The sequence below is a fragment of the Halalkaliarchaeum desulfuricum genome, from assembly GCF_002952775.1.
Classification (GTDB): Archaea; Halobacteriota; Halobacteria; order Halobacteriales; family Haloferacaceae; genus Halalkaliarchaeum; species Halalkaliarchaeum desulfuricum.
The window spans coordinates 3,232,407-3,249,667 of record NZ_CP025066.1 but is presented as its reverse complement, the minus strand read 5'-3'; the positions used below and the strand labels follow the sequence as shown (position 1 = coordinate 3,249,667).

The window sequence follows — 17,261 nt, the reverse complement described above, 5'->3', positions numbered from 1 at the left end:
GATCGGAGCCCAGCAGATCGATCGATTCTGGACGGGCTCTCAGATCCCATCGCCGTCGGAAAGCCCCGTGCCGGTGATCTTGAACGTCGTCGACTCGCCGGCAGCCATCGATCGGTGTTTCTCCAGGGTGGCCCGGCGGTTGCCGCCGCGGAACCGATCCAGCCGGAGGATCACGCCAGTCCAGTGATCCAGCGTGTGACCGCCCAGCGGTTTCGCCCGGTCGCTGTCGGGATCCGTGAACACCTGGTTGGTGATCACGACGGCGAGGTCGTGTTTGCGCGCAAGCGACAGCAGGTGGGTTACCTGCCGGGCGACAGCCCGGAGCGACTCCCCGGCGTCCTCGTCGGCCTCGAGGGTACGTTCGAGCCGGTAGAAGCCGGTCGCGCTGTCGAGGACGATCAGCTCCAGGTCGGGCGCGAGGTCCTCGGCGTCCCGGACGGCCTGTTTCTGCTGTTCGAAGTCGTACGCGTCCGAAATAACGAGCCGTCCCGCGACCTCCTCCAGTGACTCCTCGACGTGTGGCCGGTCGATTCGGGCCTCGAGTAGCTGGTGAAACCGGTCGACCGAGAGCCCTTCAGTGTCCACATAACACACCCGTCCCCCCTCGGCAGCGACCTCGACGGACGCGGAAAGCACGAGGTTCGTCTTCCCGGCGGCGGGCGGTCCGTACACTTGCGTGACGGTGCCGCGTTCGAGGCCGCCGCCCAGCAGGTCGTCGATCGCCGAACAGCCGACCGGGAGGGGATCGCTCACGGGGGGACGTTCGACGCCACCCGATAAAAAGTGCCGCGTTCGCGTCCCCGGTTCCGAGACCCGCAGCATGAAGGGCCGGGGGACCCCAGGGGGTGGTATGACGGAGCTTTCGGAGGCCGTCGTCGGCGACGCACGGACCAGTTCGTTCGCGTGGGAGTTGCTCGAGGACCTCACAGACGTGGGAAACCGGATGGCCGGCCAGGACGGCGAGCGTCGGGGCGCGGAACTCGTTCGTGAGACGTTCGACTCGGCAGGTCTCGACGACCCCGAGATCGTGGAGTTCGAGATTCCGGGGTGGTGGCGGGGCGAGTCCACCCTGCGGATCTCCGGCCCTCTCGAGCGCACCCACGAGGAGAGCCACGAGGTGATCGCACTGCCCGGAACACCCGCCGACACAGTCTCGGGTCCTCTCGTCGATGTCGGCACGGGATCGTACGACGACTTTGCCGACGCGGAAGGGGAGCTGCAGGGCGCGATCGTGATGGCCTCCAGCGAGAGCCCGTCGTCGTCGGATCGGTGGATCCACCGGATGGAGAAGTACGTCAACGCCGCCGATCGGGGTGCAGCAGGGTTCGTGTTCCGGAACCACATCGAGGGTGCGCTCCCGCCGACCGGCGAGATCGGCTACCACGAACGGCCGGGGCCGATCCCTGCCGTTGGCGTCTCGGCTGAGGTCGGCGATCGGCTCGCTCGCCTCGCGGCCGATCACGACGGCAGGAACGGCGACGGCGGAAACGACGAGGGCGGGAACGACGACGGCGGAAACGACGCGCCAGTCGTCGAACTCGACGTCGACTGCCGGAACGAGCCGTCGACCTCCAGGAACGTCCGGGCGACGATCGGTCCGGCCGAGGCCGATCGGGAGGTGCTGGTAACGGCCCACGTCGACGGCCACGACATCAGCGACGGCGCCAACGACAACGCCGCCGGCTGTGCGGCGGTCGCCGGGATCGGTCGGCTGCTCGCCCGCGCCGCCGACGACCTCGACTGCCGGGTCAGACTCGCGACGTTCGGGGCCGAGGAGATCGGGCTGTGGGGGGCGTACCACTGTGCGGAGACGCTCCCGAAGGAGGGGATCAAATGCGTCGTCAATCTCGACGGCGCCTGCAACTCTCGGAACCTTCGGGTGGGGACGAACGGCTTCGCGACGATCGGCGACGTCTTCGAGTCGGTCACCGACGACTACGACGCGCCGCTTTCGACTGGCGATACGATCTCCCCACACGGCGACCAGTGGGCGTTCGTTCAGGAGGGAATCCCCGCGGTGATGGTTTCGACCACCTCCGAGCAGTCCGGTCGCGGCTGGGGCCACACCCATGCCGACACGCTGGACAAACTGGATCCCCGGGATCTCACGGAAGTGGTGACGCTAGTGACGGAGGCCGTTTACCGGCTTGCAGACGACGACGTCGAACCGACACACACGACCTCACAGCGGATTCGGGAGAAGATGGACGACGGCTACATTCAGGAACTCGAGGTCGGCGGTCGGCTCCCGGACGACTGGGACTGAGAGCGATCAGCGCAGATTCTCACAGCATCCGGTGTATGGGATGATAGATATGGTGAATTCGGTATGAAACACTCGGAGCGTGAGTTCAGCAAGCTTGCGGCCGGCATTTTTCGTTGGCAGGGGCGAATATTCGTTGTAGTCCATACGTAGTGACCGCCGACAGTCGAGGGAGTTCTCGTTCGGTTCGTCGACGTCTGCGAGACACGGATCACACGTTCAGCATGTCCGGGTCGTATCGGATCTATTTCGATCCTAACGGGCTGGACTTTCTCTTCGAGTTGTTATAATTGTGACTAATGCGTACAATTACGCCGTTCCTACTCCGATTGTCGTTATATGGATGACGAACTAATCCACGAGGAGAAGGGCCCGCGCAAACGACGCCGGATTGCATCGTTCTTTCAGCGACTCGCCCACCGATTGAGACGCGGCGAGAAGGTTCCGATCGACGAGGAGCAGAACGTGGCCGTCAATGTGCCGGAGGAATCGGAACTGGGGGTCACACTCGAACGCGAAGGGGGAAACGTCTCCCTGGATCTCGAACTCGAATGGGCGGAAGCGAGCGGCGATGTCGAGACGGACGTCGTCGCAAGCAAGGCCCGCTTCGAAGTCTACGAGGACACCGCTGGCGATTATCGCTGGCGGCTCGTCCACCAGAACGGAAACATCATCGCCGACGGCAGCCAGGGATACGCCTCGAAGCAGAAAGCAAAACAGGGACTCGAGAGCGTGAGGAAGAACGCGTCCGGCGCTTATATCGTCGACCAGTCGAAAGACGAGGAAGCGCCGGAGGAGGGGGGGGAGCAACGCGACGTTCGAACTGTACGAGGACAGCGAAGGGAAGTGGCGCTGGCGGCTCCGTCACGACAACGGAAACATCATCGCCGACAGCAGTGAGGGGTACTCGTCCAAACAGAAGGCCAAACAGGGGCTGGCAAGCGTCCAGACTAATACGACCGGTGCACCGATAGTGGAACCGGAATAGCTCTGGAGGTGGCGACGCAGTTATCGACTGCGGATTGTCACTGAACCACCTCTCCTATGATGTACGAACTAACCGCCAGCCATGCTACCGGATACAACAGATTTGCTCTTTGTCGTGCAAGATACAGCGCTGCCGTCTGGTTATAATGACTGAAAAAGGGACCTCGGAACTGTGGACACGGTTGTCAGAACGCAGTTCCGATGGCTACGCCGACGATCGAAACGACGACGGCACTCGCGAACCAGCGCCGGCTCCGGTTCGCTGCTTGCACCGGCTTTCCAAGCGCCAGCGAGCGAGCAAACCGATCAATGCCGACCAGCAAAAGCGCCACTAGGAGGATCCAGGACAGAAATGACGCGATTACAAGCATCCCGGACCACGTCGTAACGATAGCCGTCAGTGTATACTGGAGCGATGTGAGATATGCACCGGTGAGCAACACCGCGACCCCAGCGATCGCCGTCAGAATACTAAACCGCTGTCCGATCGATCGAGTGGCAGGACTCGACATTCGTCCGCGGCGAGCTGCTGGCACGACGATGAATGTCATCATCACCGTCGATCCCACGAGTATCACTACCGCAAGCGTATGGCCCAACAGTGCGAGGTATTGGACTGACGACATAGGTACCAACTATATTGCAGCACTAGTAAATCCGTTGGGCGATAGGAATCGGTCGAACCAGCAGTTGAGGTAACAGAATGTCCGACACAGAGCTTGCAGTCAGCATAATGACTTCATGTGGATCACGATACTCGGACCTGCGGTCACTTCCACCGGTCCCAGTCGTCCATCTGATCGATGTCCTCGGCGGAGAGCGCCCTCCCGCCGGACTCGTGGAGTCCAGGGAGTAGCTCCGGCGTCGCTTCCCCTTCCTCGATGTCGAGAAGTCTGTCGACGTGTCCGAGCGCGACCCAGTAGCCGAACAGGAGAGTCACCAGGTACACCGGCAGCACGATCGCGACGGCGGTGGCGATCTCGATCACGGCTTTTCGACCTCGATGCCGTGTTCCCGCCGGTACTTTTTCACCACCCGCTCGACCCGCTTCGGATACCGGGACTCTCCGCCGTGGTGCGCCAGTCGCTTGACGTGTAGTTTCCCGAGGAAGAATCCCCCGACGAACACGAACGGGATGCCACAGAGCCCGATCAAGACATACGTTATCACGTCTAGCCCCATCGAGAACAGTTGAGGCGATCGAAATTGAAATGCGTTTCGCGGAGGTTTCGGAACTGTTTTTCCTCGCCGTGCTTGTCAAGAACGCACTGTAGATTTGGACTATATTGGGAATTTTACACACTAATATTGTCCCTTTAATCCACCATAACGGAGATGATTCGGTGTAGCTGCAACGTTCATCTTCTCTCCATTCTTTCTCGGAATGCTTTTGAGTATACTGCACAATACTGGTGTATGGCGAAACGGACATCACCGCGAGGGGAGCGGCGATGATCGGGGAACTGTTCCGAACGATCAAGGCCAACCTGGTGTCGGTCGTCGTCGTGTCGCTGTTTCTGGGTCTCGTCGTCGGACAGGTGATCGGCCCCGGAACGAAGACGGCACTGCAGTCGGCGGTGCTTCCGGTGTTGTTCCTGATGATCTACCCGATGATGATCAACATCGATCTGCAGGAGGTGCTCAACGTCCGGCTCCACGCCCGCGTCGTCCTCGCGAGCCTACTTTTGAACTTCGGCCTCGCCCCGCTCGTTGCCGTCGGGCTCGCTCAGCTTTTCTTCCAGGGGACACCCGAGTACGCCGTGGGGCTGTACTTCATCGCACTGATTCCTACCTCCGGGATGACTGCCGCCTGGACCGGACTGGCGGGCGGCGACCTGGAGGGGGCGCTTGTTGCGATGGCGGTCAACCTCCTCGCAGCGGTCGTCATCCTACCGCTGTACCTGTCGGTTCTCCTGGAACAGGGAGTCGGATTCGATCCCGCTGCGCTGTACCGTCAACTCGCATTGATTGTCGTCATCCCGATGGTGGCAGGAAACCTGACGCGGCGGTATCTCCTCCGACGATACGGGCAGGAGGGGTTCAAGCGGCTCAAGCCCACCTTCGGGGGATCAGTTCGTTCGGGGTCATGTTGATCGTCTTCATCGCAATGGCGATGCGATCGACGGAAATCCTCGCGGACCCGGTCGCCTCGGCGCTGGTGGTCGTCCCGCTGGTGCTGTTTTACGCGATCGTTCTGGGAGCCGGCTCCGCAGTCGGTCGGTTCCTGATGGACGGCCCCGGCGAGGTCGCACTGGTGTATGCCACCAGCATGCGCAACCTCTCGATCGCGATCGCGATCGCCGCCGCGCCCGGATTCCCGCCGGCGTCGGCGGTGCTGCCGATCGCGCTGGCATACGTCATCCAGCCGCCGCTCGGCGCGGTGTATATGCAGTACCGTCGGGACGTCGTCGAGCAGGGATTGACGGTGCGTGAACTGGTAGCGTCCCGCGTTCGGGCGTGATCGGCCGCGCCCCTCGCCCTCGAACTGGCCGGACTACTCGATGTCTACGCGTCCGCTGGTGGCGTCGTTGAGGCGCTCCTCGAGTTCCGCGACGGTTTCGACTGGAACCCGGACCGAAAAGGAGACGCGTTCGTCGTAGTCGGCCTCGAATTCCACGTCGGCGGATTCGAGGATGCCGCGGACGGTCCCCGAGTCGTCGTAGTCGGTCGCGATCGACAGCATCCGGTGCGGACGCTCCTCGACAACGCCGGCTTCCGCGACCGCCTCCTTCACCCCGCGGGAGTACGCCCGGGCGAGCCCGCCCACCCCGAGGTTCGTGCCGCCGTAGTAGCGGGTCACCACCGCGACGACGTTCCGGATCTCCTGCTGCTGGAGCACGTTCAACGCGGGTTTACCGGCCGATCCCGTCGGCTCGCCGTCGTCGCTGGAGTACTCCCGCAACATCACCTTTCCGGGGCGATCCGCCGACGCCTCACCCGCCGGTACCCGGTAGGCCGGAACGTTGTGGGTCGCGTCGTCGTGCCTGCGCTCGATCCGTTCGACGAACGCCTCCGCCTCCGAAACGGAGTTCGCTGGCGACACGTATCCGACGAACTCCGATCCTTTGATCTCGAAGGTTGCGCTCGCCTCGCCGGTGACCGTCCGGTAACTGTCCGTCACGTGCGGTGGTTGCCGGGAGGCGAATAAAAGGCTGCGGCTCTCCCTGTTCAGTGATCGTGATCGTGGTCGTGGTCGTGATCGTGGTCGTGGTCGTGGTCGTGATCGTGGTCGTGTCCGTGATCGTGCCCGTCCCCACCGTGGGCGTGTGCGTGCTGGTGGGCGATCGCCTCCTCGAGGGCCTTCTCGCCGCCGACCTCCTCCTCGTAACCCGACAGGGACACCTTGTACTTGCAGGTGTCACACGACATGGTGACTTCCTCCCGGCGGGCCTCCTCGAATCGCTGCTCGAGGACGTCGATCAGCCGGGGGTCGGTACCGATCACGTCGGTCGTCTCGGCCACGAGATCCCGATCTTCGGCGAACTCGGCGGTCCAGTCGGCGATCCGCCGTGTCAACACCCCGTCGCCGAGCATGTACGGCACGACGACGACGGCGTCGGGGTCGTGGAGTGCGATCGCCTCGAGGGTATCGTCGAGCAGCGGTTCGGTGATGCCGATGAAGGTGGTCTCCACACGGGTGAACGAACGTCCTTCGTACAGCAGGCGCGCGAGCTTGCAGGCGTCGGCGTTCGCGTCTGGATCGCTGGATCCTCGGGCACAGAAGGCGACGGCGACGTCGTCGGTCTCGCGGTCGATTCCCAGGTCGTCCTCGGCTGCGGCGATGCGGTCGTCGAGCAGGTCGACCATCGTCGGCGACACGCCGATCGGCGCGCCGCCGTTGATCTCGACGTCCTCGTGCGCTCGCCGGGCCTGCTGGATCGCGAGCGGGATGTCGTTTTTCACGTGTCCCGCGGCGAACAGTGCGAGGGGGACGACGGTGAGTTCCTGGACCCGGGACGCGAGGTCGTCGAGCGCGTCGGGCAACAGCGGCTCGGTGAGTTCGATGAAGCCAGTTTCGACGGGGGAGTCGATCCGGTCGTCCAACAGCTCTGCGACCGCCTCGACCTGCTCGTTGGATCGCTCCCGCGTCGAGCCGTGGCCGACCAGCAGGGTGGCTTCGTCGGTCACGTCCCGTCACCTCCGTTCGACTCGACAGCCGCCCGGACGACCAGCACCGAGAGATCCGAAAACGGCGTCGATTCCTTGTCGTCGCCGCCCGCGTGCTCGGCCAGTCCCCCGAGCGTCGTTCGGGTGTGTTGCTCCTCTTCGTGGGTCAGGTGTTCGAACACCAGCGCCGAAAGCTCCGCCGACGCGCCCCGGTCGAGCAGGAACGCGGCCACGTCGCCGGGCATCCAGTCGAACGGTCGGGGCAACACGAGCAGGTGTCGGTCGCCGGCGTTTTCGGCGAGCGTCTCGAGTTCCGCGTCGATGGGGCCGCTCTTGTGGAGCGTGACGAACCGGGAGTCCTCCATGGGAGTTCGGCCCCGACTGGCGGCCAGTTGGATCGCGGAGATTCCCGGAATCACCCGAACCGGGGCGTCCACGCCCCCTTCGGCGACCGCCCGCTCGACCTTCCCGAGGAACTGATACCCCGAGTGGTTCGGGTCGCCCATCAACACCGCTGTTCCCTGCTCGCCGCCGGCGACCCGGTCGGCGAACGCCGCGAGCGCCTCCGCCTCGTCGGCGTACCCGCAGGTGAGCAGGTCGGCGTCGGTCTCGTCGGCGACGAAGTCGACGACCGCCTGAAACCCGACGACTACGTCGGCCTCCCGGATCGCCCGGGCTCCCCGCCGGGTGAGATACTCCGGATTTCCGGGGCCGATCCCGACCGCGTACACTGGTGTTTCGGAGTGAGCTCCGGGCTCCGACTCCGGCGCGGCCGCCGCCAGCGTCGCCGGGTCGGGGCCGGAGTCGAGGTCGTACTCGTCGCTCACTGGTCTTTCCTCCCGTCGGCGTCGTCGCCGGAGCTATCGTCGCTACCTTCAAAAGTTCCCGCCGCATCCAGATCGACTTCCCCCTCCCGGGCGTCGCGTGCGACGTGGATCAGCTCGTTGGTCAGCGCCGCAGCGAGTCCGCTGCCGCCGCGCCGGCCGACGTTCGTGATCGTCGGCACGCCGTACTCCGTTCCGACCTCCCGGATCCGCTCGCGGCTCTCGGGCGCCTTCACGAAGCCCACCGGCGTCGCGACCACGACCGCCGGGCGGGTGCCGTCCTCGATGCAGTCCGCCAGCGTCAGCGCCGCAGTCGGGGCGTTGCCGATCGTCACGATCGCCCCGTCGTAGACCCCCTCGCGGTCCAGCTCCAGCGTCGCCGCCGCCGACCGGGTCATCCCGGTTTCCTCGGCCAGCTCGTCGCCGTTGCCGATCGTCGTCCGGATCGTGCAGTCGTGGCCGCGCTCGGTGATCCCGGCGGCGGCCATCGAGATGTCGGTCACGATCGGCCTCCCGTCGAGGACCGCCCGCGCCCCGGCGACGGCGGGGTCGTTCCCGAACCGCAGCAGGTGCTGGAACTCGATGTCGCCCGAGGAGTGGACCGACTTCCGGCGGAACCGGTCTGCGAGCGTCTCGTCGGGAACGAACTGCCCGACGATGTCGAGGCTGGTCTGGGCGATCTCCATCGCCTCCTGTGTCGTTGCGCCCAAATCCGCGTACTCTTCGTCGCTGTGTTGTGAAGTCATGGATCCTTCAGTGTCTCGGTGATTCCGCGTCGGTCGCTCTCGCCTCCAGGTCACCCTCCACCGAGAGGTTGATGTCCCGGAGCCGGTCTCGTGTCTCCCTGTCGGCGTCCCACAGGTCGCGGTCGATCGCCTCGAGGAGAGTCGCCGTGATCGACTCCAGCGCCCAGGGGTTGACCTCCCGCATCCACTCCCGTCGATCCTCGTCGAAGGCGTACGCGTCGGCGACCTCCTCCCAGAGCGTGTCGCCCACGACGCCGGCTGTCGCGTCCCATCCGAGGGTGACCTCGACCGTCGTCGAGAGGTCGCCGGCGCCCTTGTACCCGTGTTCCTCCATGCTGTCGAGCCAGTCGGGGTTGAGCACCCGGGTCCGCATCGACTTGCGCACCTTCTCCTCGTTGGTGTACACCTGCACGTCTCCGGGATCGCTGGAGTCGCCGACGTAAGAGGCGGGATCGCTCCCCGACACCTCCCCGACTGCGGCGACCAGCCCCCCGTGGAAGGCGTACCAGTCCGAGGAGTCGAACTCGTCTTGCTCGTCGGTGTCTTCGAGCTTCACGGTCGCGTCGACCCGGCCGAGGCGACGCTCGAACGCGTCGTGGGCCGGCTCGACCTCGCCGTGCTCGTCGAGCGCGTAGCCGCCCCACTGGAGGAACGCTCCCGCGAGATCCGACCGATCGTCCCACTCGCCCTCGTCGAGGACCTTGTTGGTGCCGGCCCCGTAGCCGCCGGGTGTGGTCGTGAACACCCGCCGGGTGGCCGCTTCTCGGGCCTCGGCCCGGTCGAGCCCCTCGCGCTCGAACGATGCGGCGTCCTCCTCGACGTGTTTTTTCACGTAGTTGTGTTCGTGGGGCTCCTCGAGACCGACGACGGTTTCGATCGCCTCGTGGATCACGCTCGCCGCCGCCGGGAACGCGTCACGGAACAGCCCGGAGACGCGCGTCGTCACGTCCACACGAGGGCGGCGGAGTTCCGAAATCGGGATCGGCTCGACGCCCTCGATCCGGCCGGCGTCGGTCCAGACCGGCCTGACGCCCATGGCGGCAAGGACCTGCGCGATCGTCTCCCCCCGGGTCCGGACGGTCGGCGTCCCCCACGCCACGACGCCGATCTCCTCGGGGTACTCGCCGTGTTCCTCGTGGTGGCGCTCGAGTACACCCTCTGTGACCTCCCGGCCGACCTCCCAGGCCGACCTGGCGGGCACCTTCCGGGGGTCAAGCGTGTAGAAGTTCCGCCCGGTCGGGAGCAGGTCGACCCCCCCGCGGGTGGGCGCGCCGCTGCCGCCCGGCGGGACGTACCCACCCTCCAGGGCGTCGGCCACCCGGGGAACCTCCGCGGTCGCACCCCGAACCCGGGGGGCGGCCTCCTCGCAGACGTACTCCAGGGCCGTCCGAAGGTTGTCGTGTTCCAGCGGGTTCAGGTCGAGGTCGGCGTCGAATTCGGTTTCGAGGTCGGCGTCGAATTCGGTTTCGAGGTCGGTGTCGAACCCGTTTTGGGCCAGCGACGCGACCAGTTCGACCGCGACCTCGCCGACGAGGTCGATCGCCTCCGAGTGGTATGCTTTCAGGTCCTCGTCGTACGCGCCCGGCGACTCGCGCAACCGGTCGTAGTCCAGCCCGAGCGCGTCCGCGACGCTCCGGTGCAGACTGGGCGCACCGGGGTTCTCCAACCGGGTAAGCGCGACCAGGTACTCCACGAGCCGCTCGCCCGCCGGCGGCTCCCCGAGCGTGTGCAGCCCCATCCTGATCCCCGTCGTCTTCACGTCGGTGAGGTACTCGTGGATCGACTCGACGAGGTCGTCGATCGGGATCTCCTCGACCGGATCCCCGTCGGCTTCGTGTTCGGCGCGTCCGTGTCCGAACCCGAGTTCGACCGCCAGATCCAGCTCCGTAACGCGTTCGCGGATGGGACCTTCGAGACGGCTCTCGCGATCGGCGCCGGCCTCCCGGTATCCGCGGGCCAGTTCCTCCAGTTCGGCGAGTTCGTCGTAGGTGCCGGCGTCCCGCATCGGCGGCGTGAGGTGGTCGACGATCGCGGCGTACGAACGGCGTTTCGCCTGTGTCCCCTCCCCCGGATTGTTGATCACGTACGGGTAGACGTTCGGCAGATCGTCGACCAGCCCGTCGGGGGCGCTCGCGCCGTCGAGCCCCACCGTCTTGCCGGGGAGCCACTCCAGGCTGCCGTGGGTTCCCAGGTGGACGACGGCGTCCGCCCGATACTCCTCGCGGAGCCACCGATAGAAGGCGACGTACTCGTGGGGGGGATGCAGGTCCGAATCGTGGTACACCTTCGAGGGGTCCATCCCGAACCCCCGTGGGGGCTGGACCGTAACCAGGGCGTTGCCGTACTCGCAGCCGGGAATCGCGATCGGTCGGTCCGGCCGGTCGCCCCATTCCTCCCGGACGTTCGCCCGCAGGCGGTCGTCGAGCGCGTCGAACCAGTCGGCGTACTGTTCGGGGGCGACGACGTCGACGCTGGCCTCGCGCACGTTCTCGGGGTCGACCCATCGGCCGTCGAGGGTGAGTTGGGCGGTGAGGCGGTCGATCACCGCCGCGCCGTCGTCGGGGATCTCCCCGAGTGCGTACCCGCGACGGTCCAGCGCTTCGAGCAGGTTGACGACGCTTTCGGGTGTGTCGAGCCCGAAGGCGGTGCCGATGCCGTCGTCGCTTGGCGGGTAGTTGTGCAGGACGATCGCGACCCGTTTCTCCCGGTTCGGGAGGTGCCGGAGCCGCGCCCAGTTGATCGCCAGGCGGGACAGGTGATCGATCCGATCCTCGATCGGGAGGTGGCGCTTCGGCGCGGTGCCGATCTTCGCCTCGACGTCGACCGGCTCGTTGCCGCTTATCGGGTGGGTGATCACGGGGCCGTCGAACTCCGGGAGCGCCACCGACAGCGCGAGCTCGAACCCCAGCACGCCCGCGTCGGCGTTCGCGTACTCCTCGCGGGAGCGTTTGGTCGTCATCGCCTGCAGGACGGGAACGCCGAGCTCGCGCAGGAACAGCTCCTCGACCCGAGAACCGCCGTCGGCGTCCGGGTCGCTTGCCTCCCGCCCGCGCTCGTTCATCGAAAGCGAAAACACGAACGAACTTATAACGGCGTCGACGACGGGATCGAGATCGTCGCCGTCGGCGAACCAGTTTCGCGCGACCCACTCGGCATCCTTGCGGTCCGCGCTCTTGCCGCCCCCGCCTGCGACCGGGACACAGAAGACTGGCAAGGCGTTCGCGCCGAGTGACTCCAGCCGCCGGACGAGTGCGTCCACGAACCGCGTGTTCGCGTGCGTCCAGTGGGATTCGTAGAACCAGATCCCGATCGTGGGCTTTCCCGGATCGTGCAGCTTGCAGAGTCCCTCGTAGCCGATTCCGGGGTGGTCGGGGTGGTAGACCCCCTCCGTCGGGAGCTCGACGGGGTCGTCGTAGCCGCCGTCGTAGTCGCCGTACTCGCTCGCGAGGTACCGACAGCAGTTTTCGACGTTGACGACGCCCCCGCGTTCGAGATACGCGGCGACCCGCTCGCGGTCGCCCTCGACGACCGTGGAGTCCCGGACGTCGGGGCCGTCGCCCGTCGACATCGTGATCAGCGGTACGCCCGCGTGGATCAGCCGTTCGACCGTGCGGTCGTACCCGGGCATGCTCTCTGGCCCGCCGTGGAGCCACAACACGGCGACATCGACCGCCTCGAGCCGATCGAGGAAGGCCGCGACGTCGGTCTCGTCGCCGAGATCATCCTTCGATCGAACTTCCAGCCGGATCGACTCCCCGGGATCCCTCGCGAGTCGGTCTGCCGCCTCGCCGATCGCGCCCAACTCGTTTTCGGTCGCCGTGTACAGCCCGATCGTCGCCACGATTTAGTAAAGCATTATTTAGGTACTACAAATAAGATTTCATATCCACATGGCGAACCACCGAACGCCGTTCCCAGCGATCGTCGGGCAAGAGGAGTTGAAGCGAGCGTTGCTGGCCGTCGCGGCAAACGATGCGCTGGACGGGTTGCTCGTGCGCGGCGAGAAAGGGACAGCCAAATCCACGGCGGTCCGCGGCCTGGTGGACCTGTTGCCGGAGCAGCGCGCCGTCGCGGACTGTCCGTACGGCTGCCCGCCCGACGATCCCGACGGCCAGTGTGAGTCGTGTCGGGCACGCGAGGACCCGCCCGTCGAGACCAGGTCCGTTCCCCTGGTGACGCTTCCACTGGGGGCGACGCGCGAGCGTGTGGTCGGGACGCTGTCGGTGGCAGACGCCCTGGAAGGGGAGGCGGAGTTCGATCCCGGGCTGCTCGCGCGGGCCAACCGGGGTGTGCTGTACGTCGACGAGGTGAACCTGCTCGACGATCACCTGGTCGACGTGCTTTTGGACGCCGCCGAGAGCGGCGTCAACAGGGTCGAGCGCGACGGGGTCAGCCTCTCTCACCCCGCCGACTTCACGCTGGTGGGGACGATGAACCCCGAGGAGGGAAGCCTCCGACCGCAGCTCCGGGATCGGTTCGCGCTCCAGGCGACGGTGACGGGCTGTCGCGACGTCGACGACCGGATGGATATCATCGACCGGGCGCTGACTCGGGAGGCCGAAGGGGAGGCGTTCGGCGACCGGTACGTCGGCGCAATCGAGGACGAGCGCGCCCGGCTGGTGGCGGCGCGCGACCGTCTCGGGGACGTGTCGCTACCGGCCGAGTTCAAACGCGAGATCGCACAGCTGTGCCGCGACGCCGGTGTCGACGGCCACCGGGGGGACATCGCGATCGCCCACACCGCCCGGACGTTCGCCGCCCTCGACGGTCGGGGGAAAGTGATCGAGTCCGACGTCCGGGAGGCCGCACGCCTCGCGCTTCCCCACCGACTCCAGAGCCGCCCGTTCGAGGACGACCCCGACGTCGACGACGTACTCGAGGACCACTTCGGCGGGGACGACCGAGAGGAAGGCAACGAAAAAAGGGACGGGGATGGCAGCGAGGAAAACGAACCGGGGGACGGCGAAGGGCCGGACGAAAGCGACGAGAGGGGCGACGATCCGTCCGACGGTGAGGCTTCGCCTCACGACATCGGCGAGGCCTCCGCGGAGGGCGCTTCGACCGGTGATCGGGACACAGAGAGCGGCGACGACGGAGAAGGGACCGACGACGGGGACGGAAGCGACGACGGGGACGGAAGCGACGACGGGGACGGCGGGGACGGAAGCGACGACGGGGACGGCGAGAAGGACGGCAGCGAACCGGACGAAACCGAGGAGTCGACGCCGATCGTTCCCGGCGAGGCCCGGGCGGCGGTCGGCGAGGCCGACAGCCCGGACGCGGTCGAGCCGAACGCCGAGACCACCCGCGTCCGGGACGGCACCCGTGTCCGGGTGTCGGAGTCGACCGACGCCAGGGGGGCACGAGTGCGGACAGAACCCGCCGGCGATGAGGACACAGTCGACGCCGCCGCGTCGATTCGGGCCGCCGCCGCGGAGGGTCGAACCACCCCGACCGAGCGGGACCTGAAAACGTCCGTGCGGAGCGGAACCGCCGGGACACTCGTGGTGTTCGTCGTCGACGCCAGCGCCTCGATGCGGGCTGCGATGCGCGACGCCAAGGGGGTGGTGCTGTCGATGCTGCAGGACGCCTACGAGCACCGCGACGAGGTGGCGTTCGTGGCCGTCGCGGGCGAGGAGAGCGAGGTCCTCCTGCCGCCGACCGACAGCGTCACCCTCGCGGCCAGGCACCTAAAAGAGCTGCCGACGGGCGACCGGACACCACTGCCATCGGGCCTGGATGCTGCCCGGCGGCTGTTGGATCGGTCGGACGCCGAGGCGGGCCTGGTCGTCGTCGTCACCGACGGCCGGGCGAACGTCGCGGACGGCAGCCCGACCGCCCGGACCCGGGAGGCCGCACGGGGACTCGCCGCCGCCGAGGCCGACACGCTGGTCGTCGACGCCAGCGAAGAAGGGGGTTCGGGATCCGGTCGGGGGACGGGCCTGATCGACCTGATCGAGACCGAAACCGACGGCCGGCGGATTCCCCTCTCGGAGCTTTCGGCCGAGCGCGTCACCGACGCTGCAGACTCAGCTCACCGGGATCGCTAGTCACATTACTCTCTCGTGACTCGTCTGGGATCACGTTGTCCGAGAGAGCAAGTCCCCTCGTCATTACGAGAACCTTCCATTTTCGAACGACTTCTTGGGGAAGAAGGCTTCGAGAATGTCAGATTGCCTGTTTGGTTGGCATAAGTTGAGCCAAATTTAAATATAAACTATAAGTATGATGCGAAAGGGAAAATTTACTATGGAATCGAACTCGAACAGTCAGAAGGAACATCCGACGACGATATCACTCGATTTGCCGGTCCAAGACGATCGATTGTTTCGCAGCCAGGCAATGGGTGACCTCCTCTCGTTTTTAAGTAGAAATCCGGAGGGCCAGTTTTCCTACGTCGAACTTGGTAGAGTCTTGGATTACTCACGACCGACTATTTCGAAAGTCGTGGATGTGCTCTCTGCCAATCAGCTCGTCACAGTTGAGCGGGAGGCACAGAAGAAGCTCGTACAGATCAATACGGGACGCCTCTCCGTTCCACACGACCCGTTTTTTCAGATTCCGCAGCCAAAGTTCCGTCCACCCGTTCGAGCGGCAGTTAGTTCCATCAGGGAGCAGCTTGATGAGGTGCTCGGAGTCGTCGTGTACGGCAGCGTTGCTCGTGGTGAAGCGGACCGCCGAAGTGATATCGACCTCTGGGTAGCCGTCAGAAAGGATCGTATGGAGAACCAACGGAACGCGAATCGGGTCAGACAGGAGCTAGAAGAAACGGTATTCGACGACGAGCGGTTCGAGTTCGAGATCGATGTCGAGAGTTTTCAGGCGGTTCCAAGCCACATCTCCGACATTCGACGGATCCTTAGCGAAGGGATCGTGGTTTACGAGACGGACGAATTCTCTGAACTCCGTGAAATGATTCTTAAGGGGACATCCGATGAGTAACTGTTCTGATCCGAACGACATCACGGAAGCATTGGATGCAGCGATTGACGCGTTCAATGGCGAGGGGCATGGCATGCCAACGCCCGAAGAATCGATCAATTCCGACGAAGACTGGACAGCTCAACTAACGAAGGGCTGCAAGCTCCTTGACCTTGCCGAAAAACCCGTTATCGACGGGTATGATACCGCGATCATCGAACTATGCTTCGGTGCGATCGAACGGTCGCTTGAAGCATACGCACTTGCCGAAGGAGGGGACACTCTGCGGGACTTTCACGACCACACCAAGTGCTATACACGAGCTGCTGACCTTGGATTAGTATCCCGACATACCTCAAAACGACTCCGTCAACTCTACGACAACAACCGAACGGACAGCTACTACGGCGGTAATCGTCCCACACATGAGCAGGCCGACGCTATGCGTGACTTGGCACGTGCGATTCATATACACGCGACTAAGCAGATCCTTGAGGACGGAGTCTGCGTCTGTGACAGACTCTCTGCCTATTGATAACCGTGATGACCTCGAAAATGCAAGTTGGTATCTCCACTAATAGTCGTACTTCGTCTCGTAGCCCCGCGGGGTGATCATCCGGCCGTCGTAGACGTAGGTGTCCTCGGTTCCGACCACGAGCGTCGACCGCATGTCGAGGACGTCGCTGTCGCCCATCGATTCCAGCTCCCCGAGCTCGACGATCTCGACGCGTTCGTCCTCGCGGCCGGCGGCGTGAACGATCCCGACCGGCGTCTCCGGGTCGCGGTGTTCGAGCAGGATCTCACAGCACCGCTCGAAGTTCCCCTCCCGTCGCCGGCTCCAGGGGTTGTAGACGACGATCGCCAGCTTCTCGGGCGCGACCGCCTGCAGCCGCGACTCGATCTCTTCCATCGGCACGAGGTGATCGGAAAGCGAGACCGTGACGGCGTCGTTCACCAGCGGCGCGCCCAGCCGGGCGGCACACGACTGGGCGGCCGGGACGCCGGGGACGACCTCGAAGTCGAGTTCGGTCGGGGTGACCTCTTTCGATTCGACGATCTCGAGGGTCAGCCCCGCCAGCGCGTACACGTTCGGGTCGCCGCTGCCGACGATGGCCACGTCGTGGCCAGCGATCGCCCGATCGACTGCCTCCTCGGTCCGGGACACCTCCCCGCCCATCGACGTGGCGTAGACCTCCTCTGTCGCCTCGATGATCTCCTCGGGCAGCAGGTCGACGTAGGTGGTGTAGCCGACGATCTGCTCGGCGTCGCACAGCGCCTCCCGCGCCCGAACCGTCATCCCCTCGGGGTGGCCGGGGCCGAGCCCGACCGCCGTGAGGGTGCCGTGGGTGGTTTCCTCGCGCTGTGCCGCCGTCCGACCGTCGGTTCCGTCTGAATCTGTGGTCATGCGTTGCT

Annotated in this window: 14 protein-coding genes and 2 pseudogenes; 6 read left to right on the top strand and 10 right to left on the bottom strand. The window is 65.3% G+C overall.

The features are described 5' to 3' along the window. Positions 1 to 39: 39 nt before the first annotated feature. Positions 40 to 753, bottom strand: coding sequence for a DNA repair and recombination protein RadB (gene radB / locus AArcSl_RS16225; RefSeq protein WP_119821477.1), 714 nt, complete (start codon positions 751 to 753; stop codon positions 40 to 42). Between the two features lie 97 nt (positions 754 to 850). Between radB and AArcSl_RS16220 the strand changes: the two genes are divergently transcribed. Both AArcSl_RS16220 and AArcSl_RS16215 read left to right on the top strand, forming a co-directional pair. Then, entirely contained in the window at positions 851 to 2,266 is a 1,416-nt protein-coding gene (locus tag AArcSl_RS16220; protein ID WP_119821475.1) for a M28 family peptidase, read from the top strand. Positions 2,267 to 2,602: 336 nt separating this feature from the next. Continuing rightward, positions 2,603 to 3,251: pseudogene (locus tag AArcSl_RS16215) on the top strand (HVO_2922 family protein). Between the two features lie 184 nt (positions 3,252 to 3,435). Here the strand turns inward: AArcSl_RS16215 and AArcSl_RS16210 are convergent. The 3 genes from AArcSl_RS16210 to AArcSl_RS16200 all read right to left on the bottom strand — a co-directional run bounded on the left by AArcSl_RS16210 (position 3,436) and on the right by AArcSl_RS16200 (position 4,432). Further along, entirely contained in the window at positions 3,436 to 3,876 is a 441-nt protein-coding gene (locus AArcSl_RS16210) for a hypothetical protein (protein ID WP_119821473.1), read from the bottom strand. 143 nt (positions 3,877 to 4,019) lie between these two features. Beyond that, positions 4,020 to 4,238 (bottom strand): hypothetical protein, encoded by a 219-nt coding sequence (locus AArcSl_RS16205; protein ID WP_119821471.1) that lies wholly within the window; start codon positions 4,236 to 4,238, stop codon positions 4,020 to 4,022. Next, positions 4,235 to 4,432, bottom strand: a complete 198-nt coding sequence (locus AArcSl_RS16200) for a hypothetical protein (protein ID WP_119821469.1) — start codon at positions 4,430 to 4,432, stop codon at positions 4,235 to 4,237. The genes AArcSl_RS16205 and AArcSl_RS16200 overlap by 4 nt, the downstream gene beginning before the upstream one ends. Before the next feature lie 269 nt (positions 4,433 to 4,701). Here AArcSl_RS16200 and AArcSl_RS16195 point away from each other — a divergent pair. Beyond that, a pseudogene (locus tag AArcSl_RS16195) lies at positions 4,702 to 5,711 on the top strand (arsenic resistance protein). A 33-nt stretch (positions 5,712 to 5,744) separates the two neighbouring features. On the opposite strand, the gene AArcSl_RS16190 reads toward AArcSl_RS16195, so the two are convergent. Genes AArcSl_RS16190 through cobN form a run of 5 tightly spaced genes read right to left on the bottom strand, consistent with a single transcriptional unit; the run spans position 5,745 to position 12,771 of the window. Beyond that, the gene (locus AArcSl_RS16190; RefSeq protein ID WP_119821467.1) at positions 5,745 to 6,371 is read right to left on the bottom strand and encodes an IMPACT family protein; all 627 of its coding nucleotides are present in this window, start codon (positions 6,369 to 6,371) and stop codon (positions 5,745 to 5,747) included. Between the two features lie 47 nt (positions 6,372 to 6,418). After that, positions 6,419 to 7,378: a sirohydrochlorin chelatase gene (locus AArcSl_RS16185; protein WP_119821465.1), complete on the bottom strand. Its 960-nt coding sequence runs from the start codon at positions 7,376 to 7,378 to the stop codon at positions 6,419 to 6,421. Next, positions 7,375 to 8,184 (bottom strand): cobalt-precorrin-7 (C(5))-methyltransferase, encoded by an 810-nt coding sequence (locus AArcSl_RS16180; protein ID WP_119821463.1) that lies wholly within the window; start codon positions 8,182 to 8,184, stop codon positions 7,375 to 7,377. The genes AArcSl_RS16185 and AArcSl_RS16180 overlap by 4 nt, the downstream gene beginning before the upstream one ends. Beyond that, a complete protein-coding gene (locus tag AArcSl_RS16175; RefSeq protein WP_119821461.1) occupies positions 8,181 to 8,927 on the bottom strand; it encodes a precorrin-8X methylmutase in 747 nt (248 codons plus the stop codon). The genes AArcSl_RS16180 and AArcSl_RS16175 overlap by 4 nt, the downstream gene beginning before the upstream one ends. 7 nt (positions 8,928 to 8,934) lie before the next feature. Further along, a complete protein-coding gene (gene cobN / locus AArcSl_RS16170) occupies positions 8,935 to 12,771 on the bottom strand; it encodes a cobaltochelatase subunit CobN (protein WP_193588528.1) in 3,837 nt (1,278 codons plus the stop codon). Between the two features lie 46 nt (positions 12,772 to 12,817). Between cobN and AArcSl_RS16165 the strand changes: the two genes are divergently transcribed. From AArcSl_RS16165 to AArcSl_RS16155, 3 genes are all read left to right on the top strand, one after another. Next, entirely contained in the window at positions 12,818 to 14,977 is a 2,160-nt protein-coding gene (locus AArcSl_RS16165) for an ATP-binding protein (RefSeq protein WP_119821457.1), read from the top strand. A 199-nt stretch (positions 14,978 to 15,176) separates the two neighbouring features. After that, positions 15,177 to 15,869 carry a nucleotidyltransferase domain-containing protein gene (locus tag AArcSl_RS16160; RefSeq protein ID WP_119821455.1) on the top strand — a complete coding sequence of 231 codons (693 nt, stop codon included), beginning with the start codon at positions 15,177 to 15,179 and terminating at the stop codon, positions 15,867 to 15,869. Next, positions 15,862 to 16,383, top strand: coding sequence for a M24 family metallopeptidase (locus AArcSl_RS16155; RefSeq protein WP_119821453.1), 522 nt, complete (start codon positions 15,862 to 15,864; stop codon positions 16,381 to 16,383). Before AArcSl_RS16160 ends, AArcSl_RS16155 begins: the two co-directional genes overlap by 8 nt. Positions 16,384 to 16,422: 39 nt before the next feature. Here AArcSl_RS16155 and cobJ read toward each other — a convergent pair whose 3' ends face one another. Next, positions 16,423 to 17,253 carry a precorrin-3B C(17)-methyltransferase gene (gene cobJ / locus AArcSl_RS16150; protein WP_119821450.1) on the bottom strand — a complete coding sequence of 277 codons (831 nt, stop codon included), beginning with the start codon at positions 17,251 to 17,253 and terminating at the stop codon, positions 16,423 to 16,425. Positions 17,254 to 17,261: the final 8 nt, after the last annotated feature.

What these genes read in the sequence shown, in the direction of transcription:
- cobJ (WP_119821450.1), bottom strand. Translation starts at nt 17,253, where the DNA reads ATGACCACAGATTCAGACGGAACCGACGGTCGGACGGCGGCACAGCGC.
- AArcSl_RS16200 (WP_119821469.1), bottom strand. Translation starts at nt 4,432, where the DNA reads ATGGGGCTAGACGTGATAACGTATGTCTTGATCGGGCTCTGTGGCATC.
- AArcSl_RS16165 (WP_119821457.1), top strand. Translation starts at nt 12,818, where the DNA reads ATGGCGAACCACCGAACGCCGTTCCCAGCGATCGTCGGGCAAGAGGAG.
- AArcSl_RS16155 (WP_119821453.1), top strand. Translation starts at nt 15,862, where the DNA reads ATGAGTAACTGTTCTGATCCGAACGACATCACGGAAGCATTGGATGCA.
- AArcSl_RS16220 (WP_119821475.1), top strand. Translation starts at nt 851, where the DNA reads ATGACGGAGCTTTCGGAGGCCGTCGTCGGCGACGCACGGACCAGTTCG.
- AArcSl_RS16160 (WP_119821455.1), top strand. Translation starts at nt 15,177, where the DNA reads ATGGAATCGAACTCGAACAGTCAGAAGGAACATCCGACGACGATATCA.
- AArcSl_RS16210 (WP_119821473.1), bottom strand. Translation starts at nt 3,876, where the DNA reads ATGTCGTCAGTCCAATACCTCGCACTGTTGGGCCATACGCTTGCGGTA.
- AArcSl_RS16175 (WP_119821461.1), bottom strand. Translation starts at nt 8,927, where the DNA reads ATGACTTCACAACACAGCGACGAAGAGTACGCGGATTTGGGCGCAACG.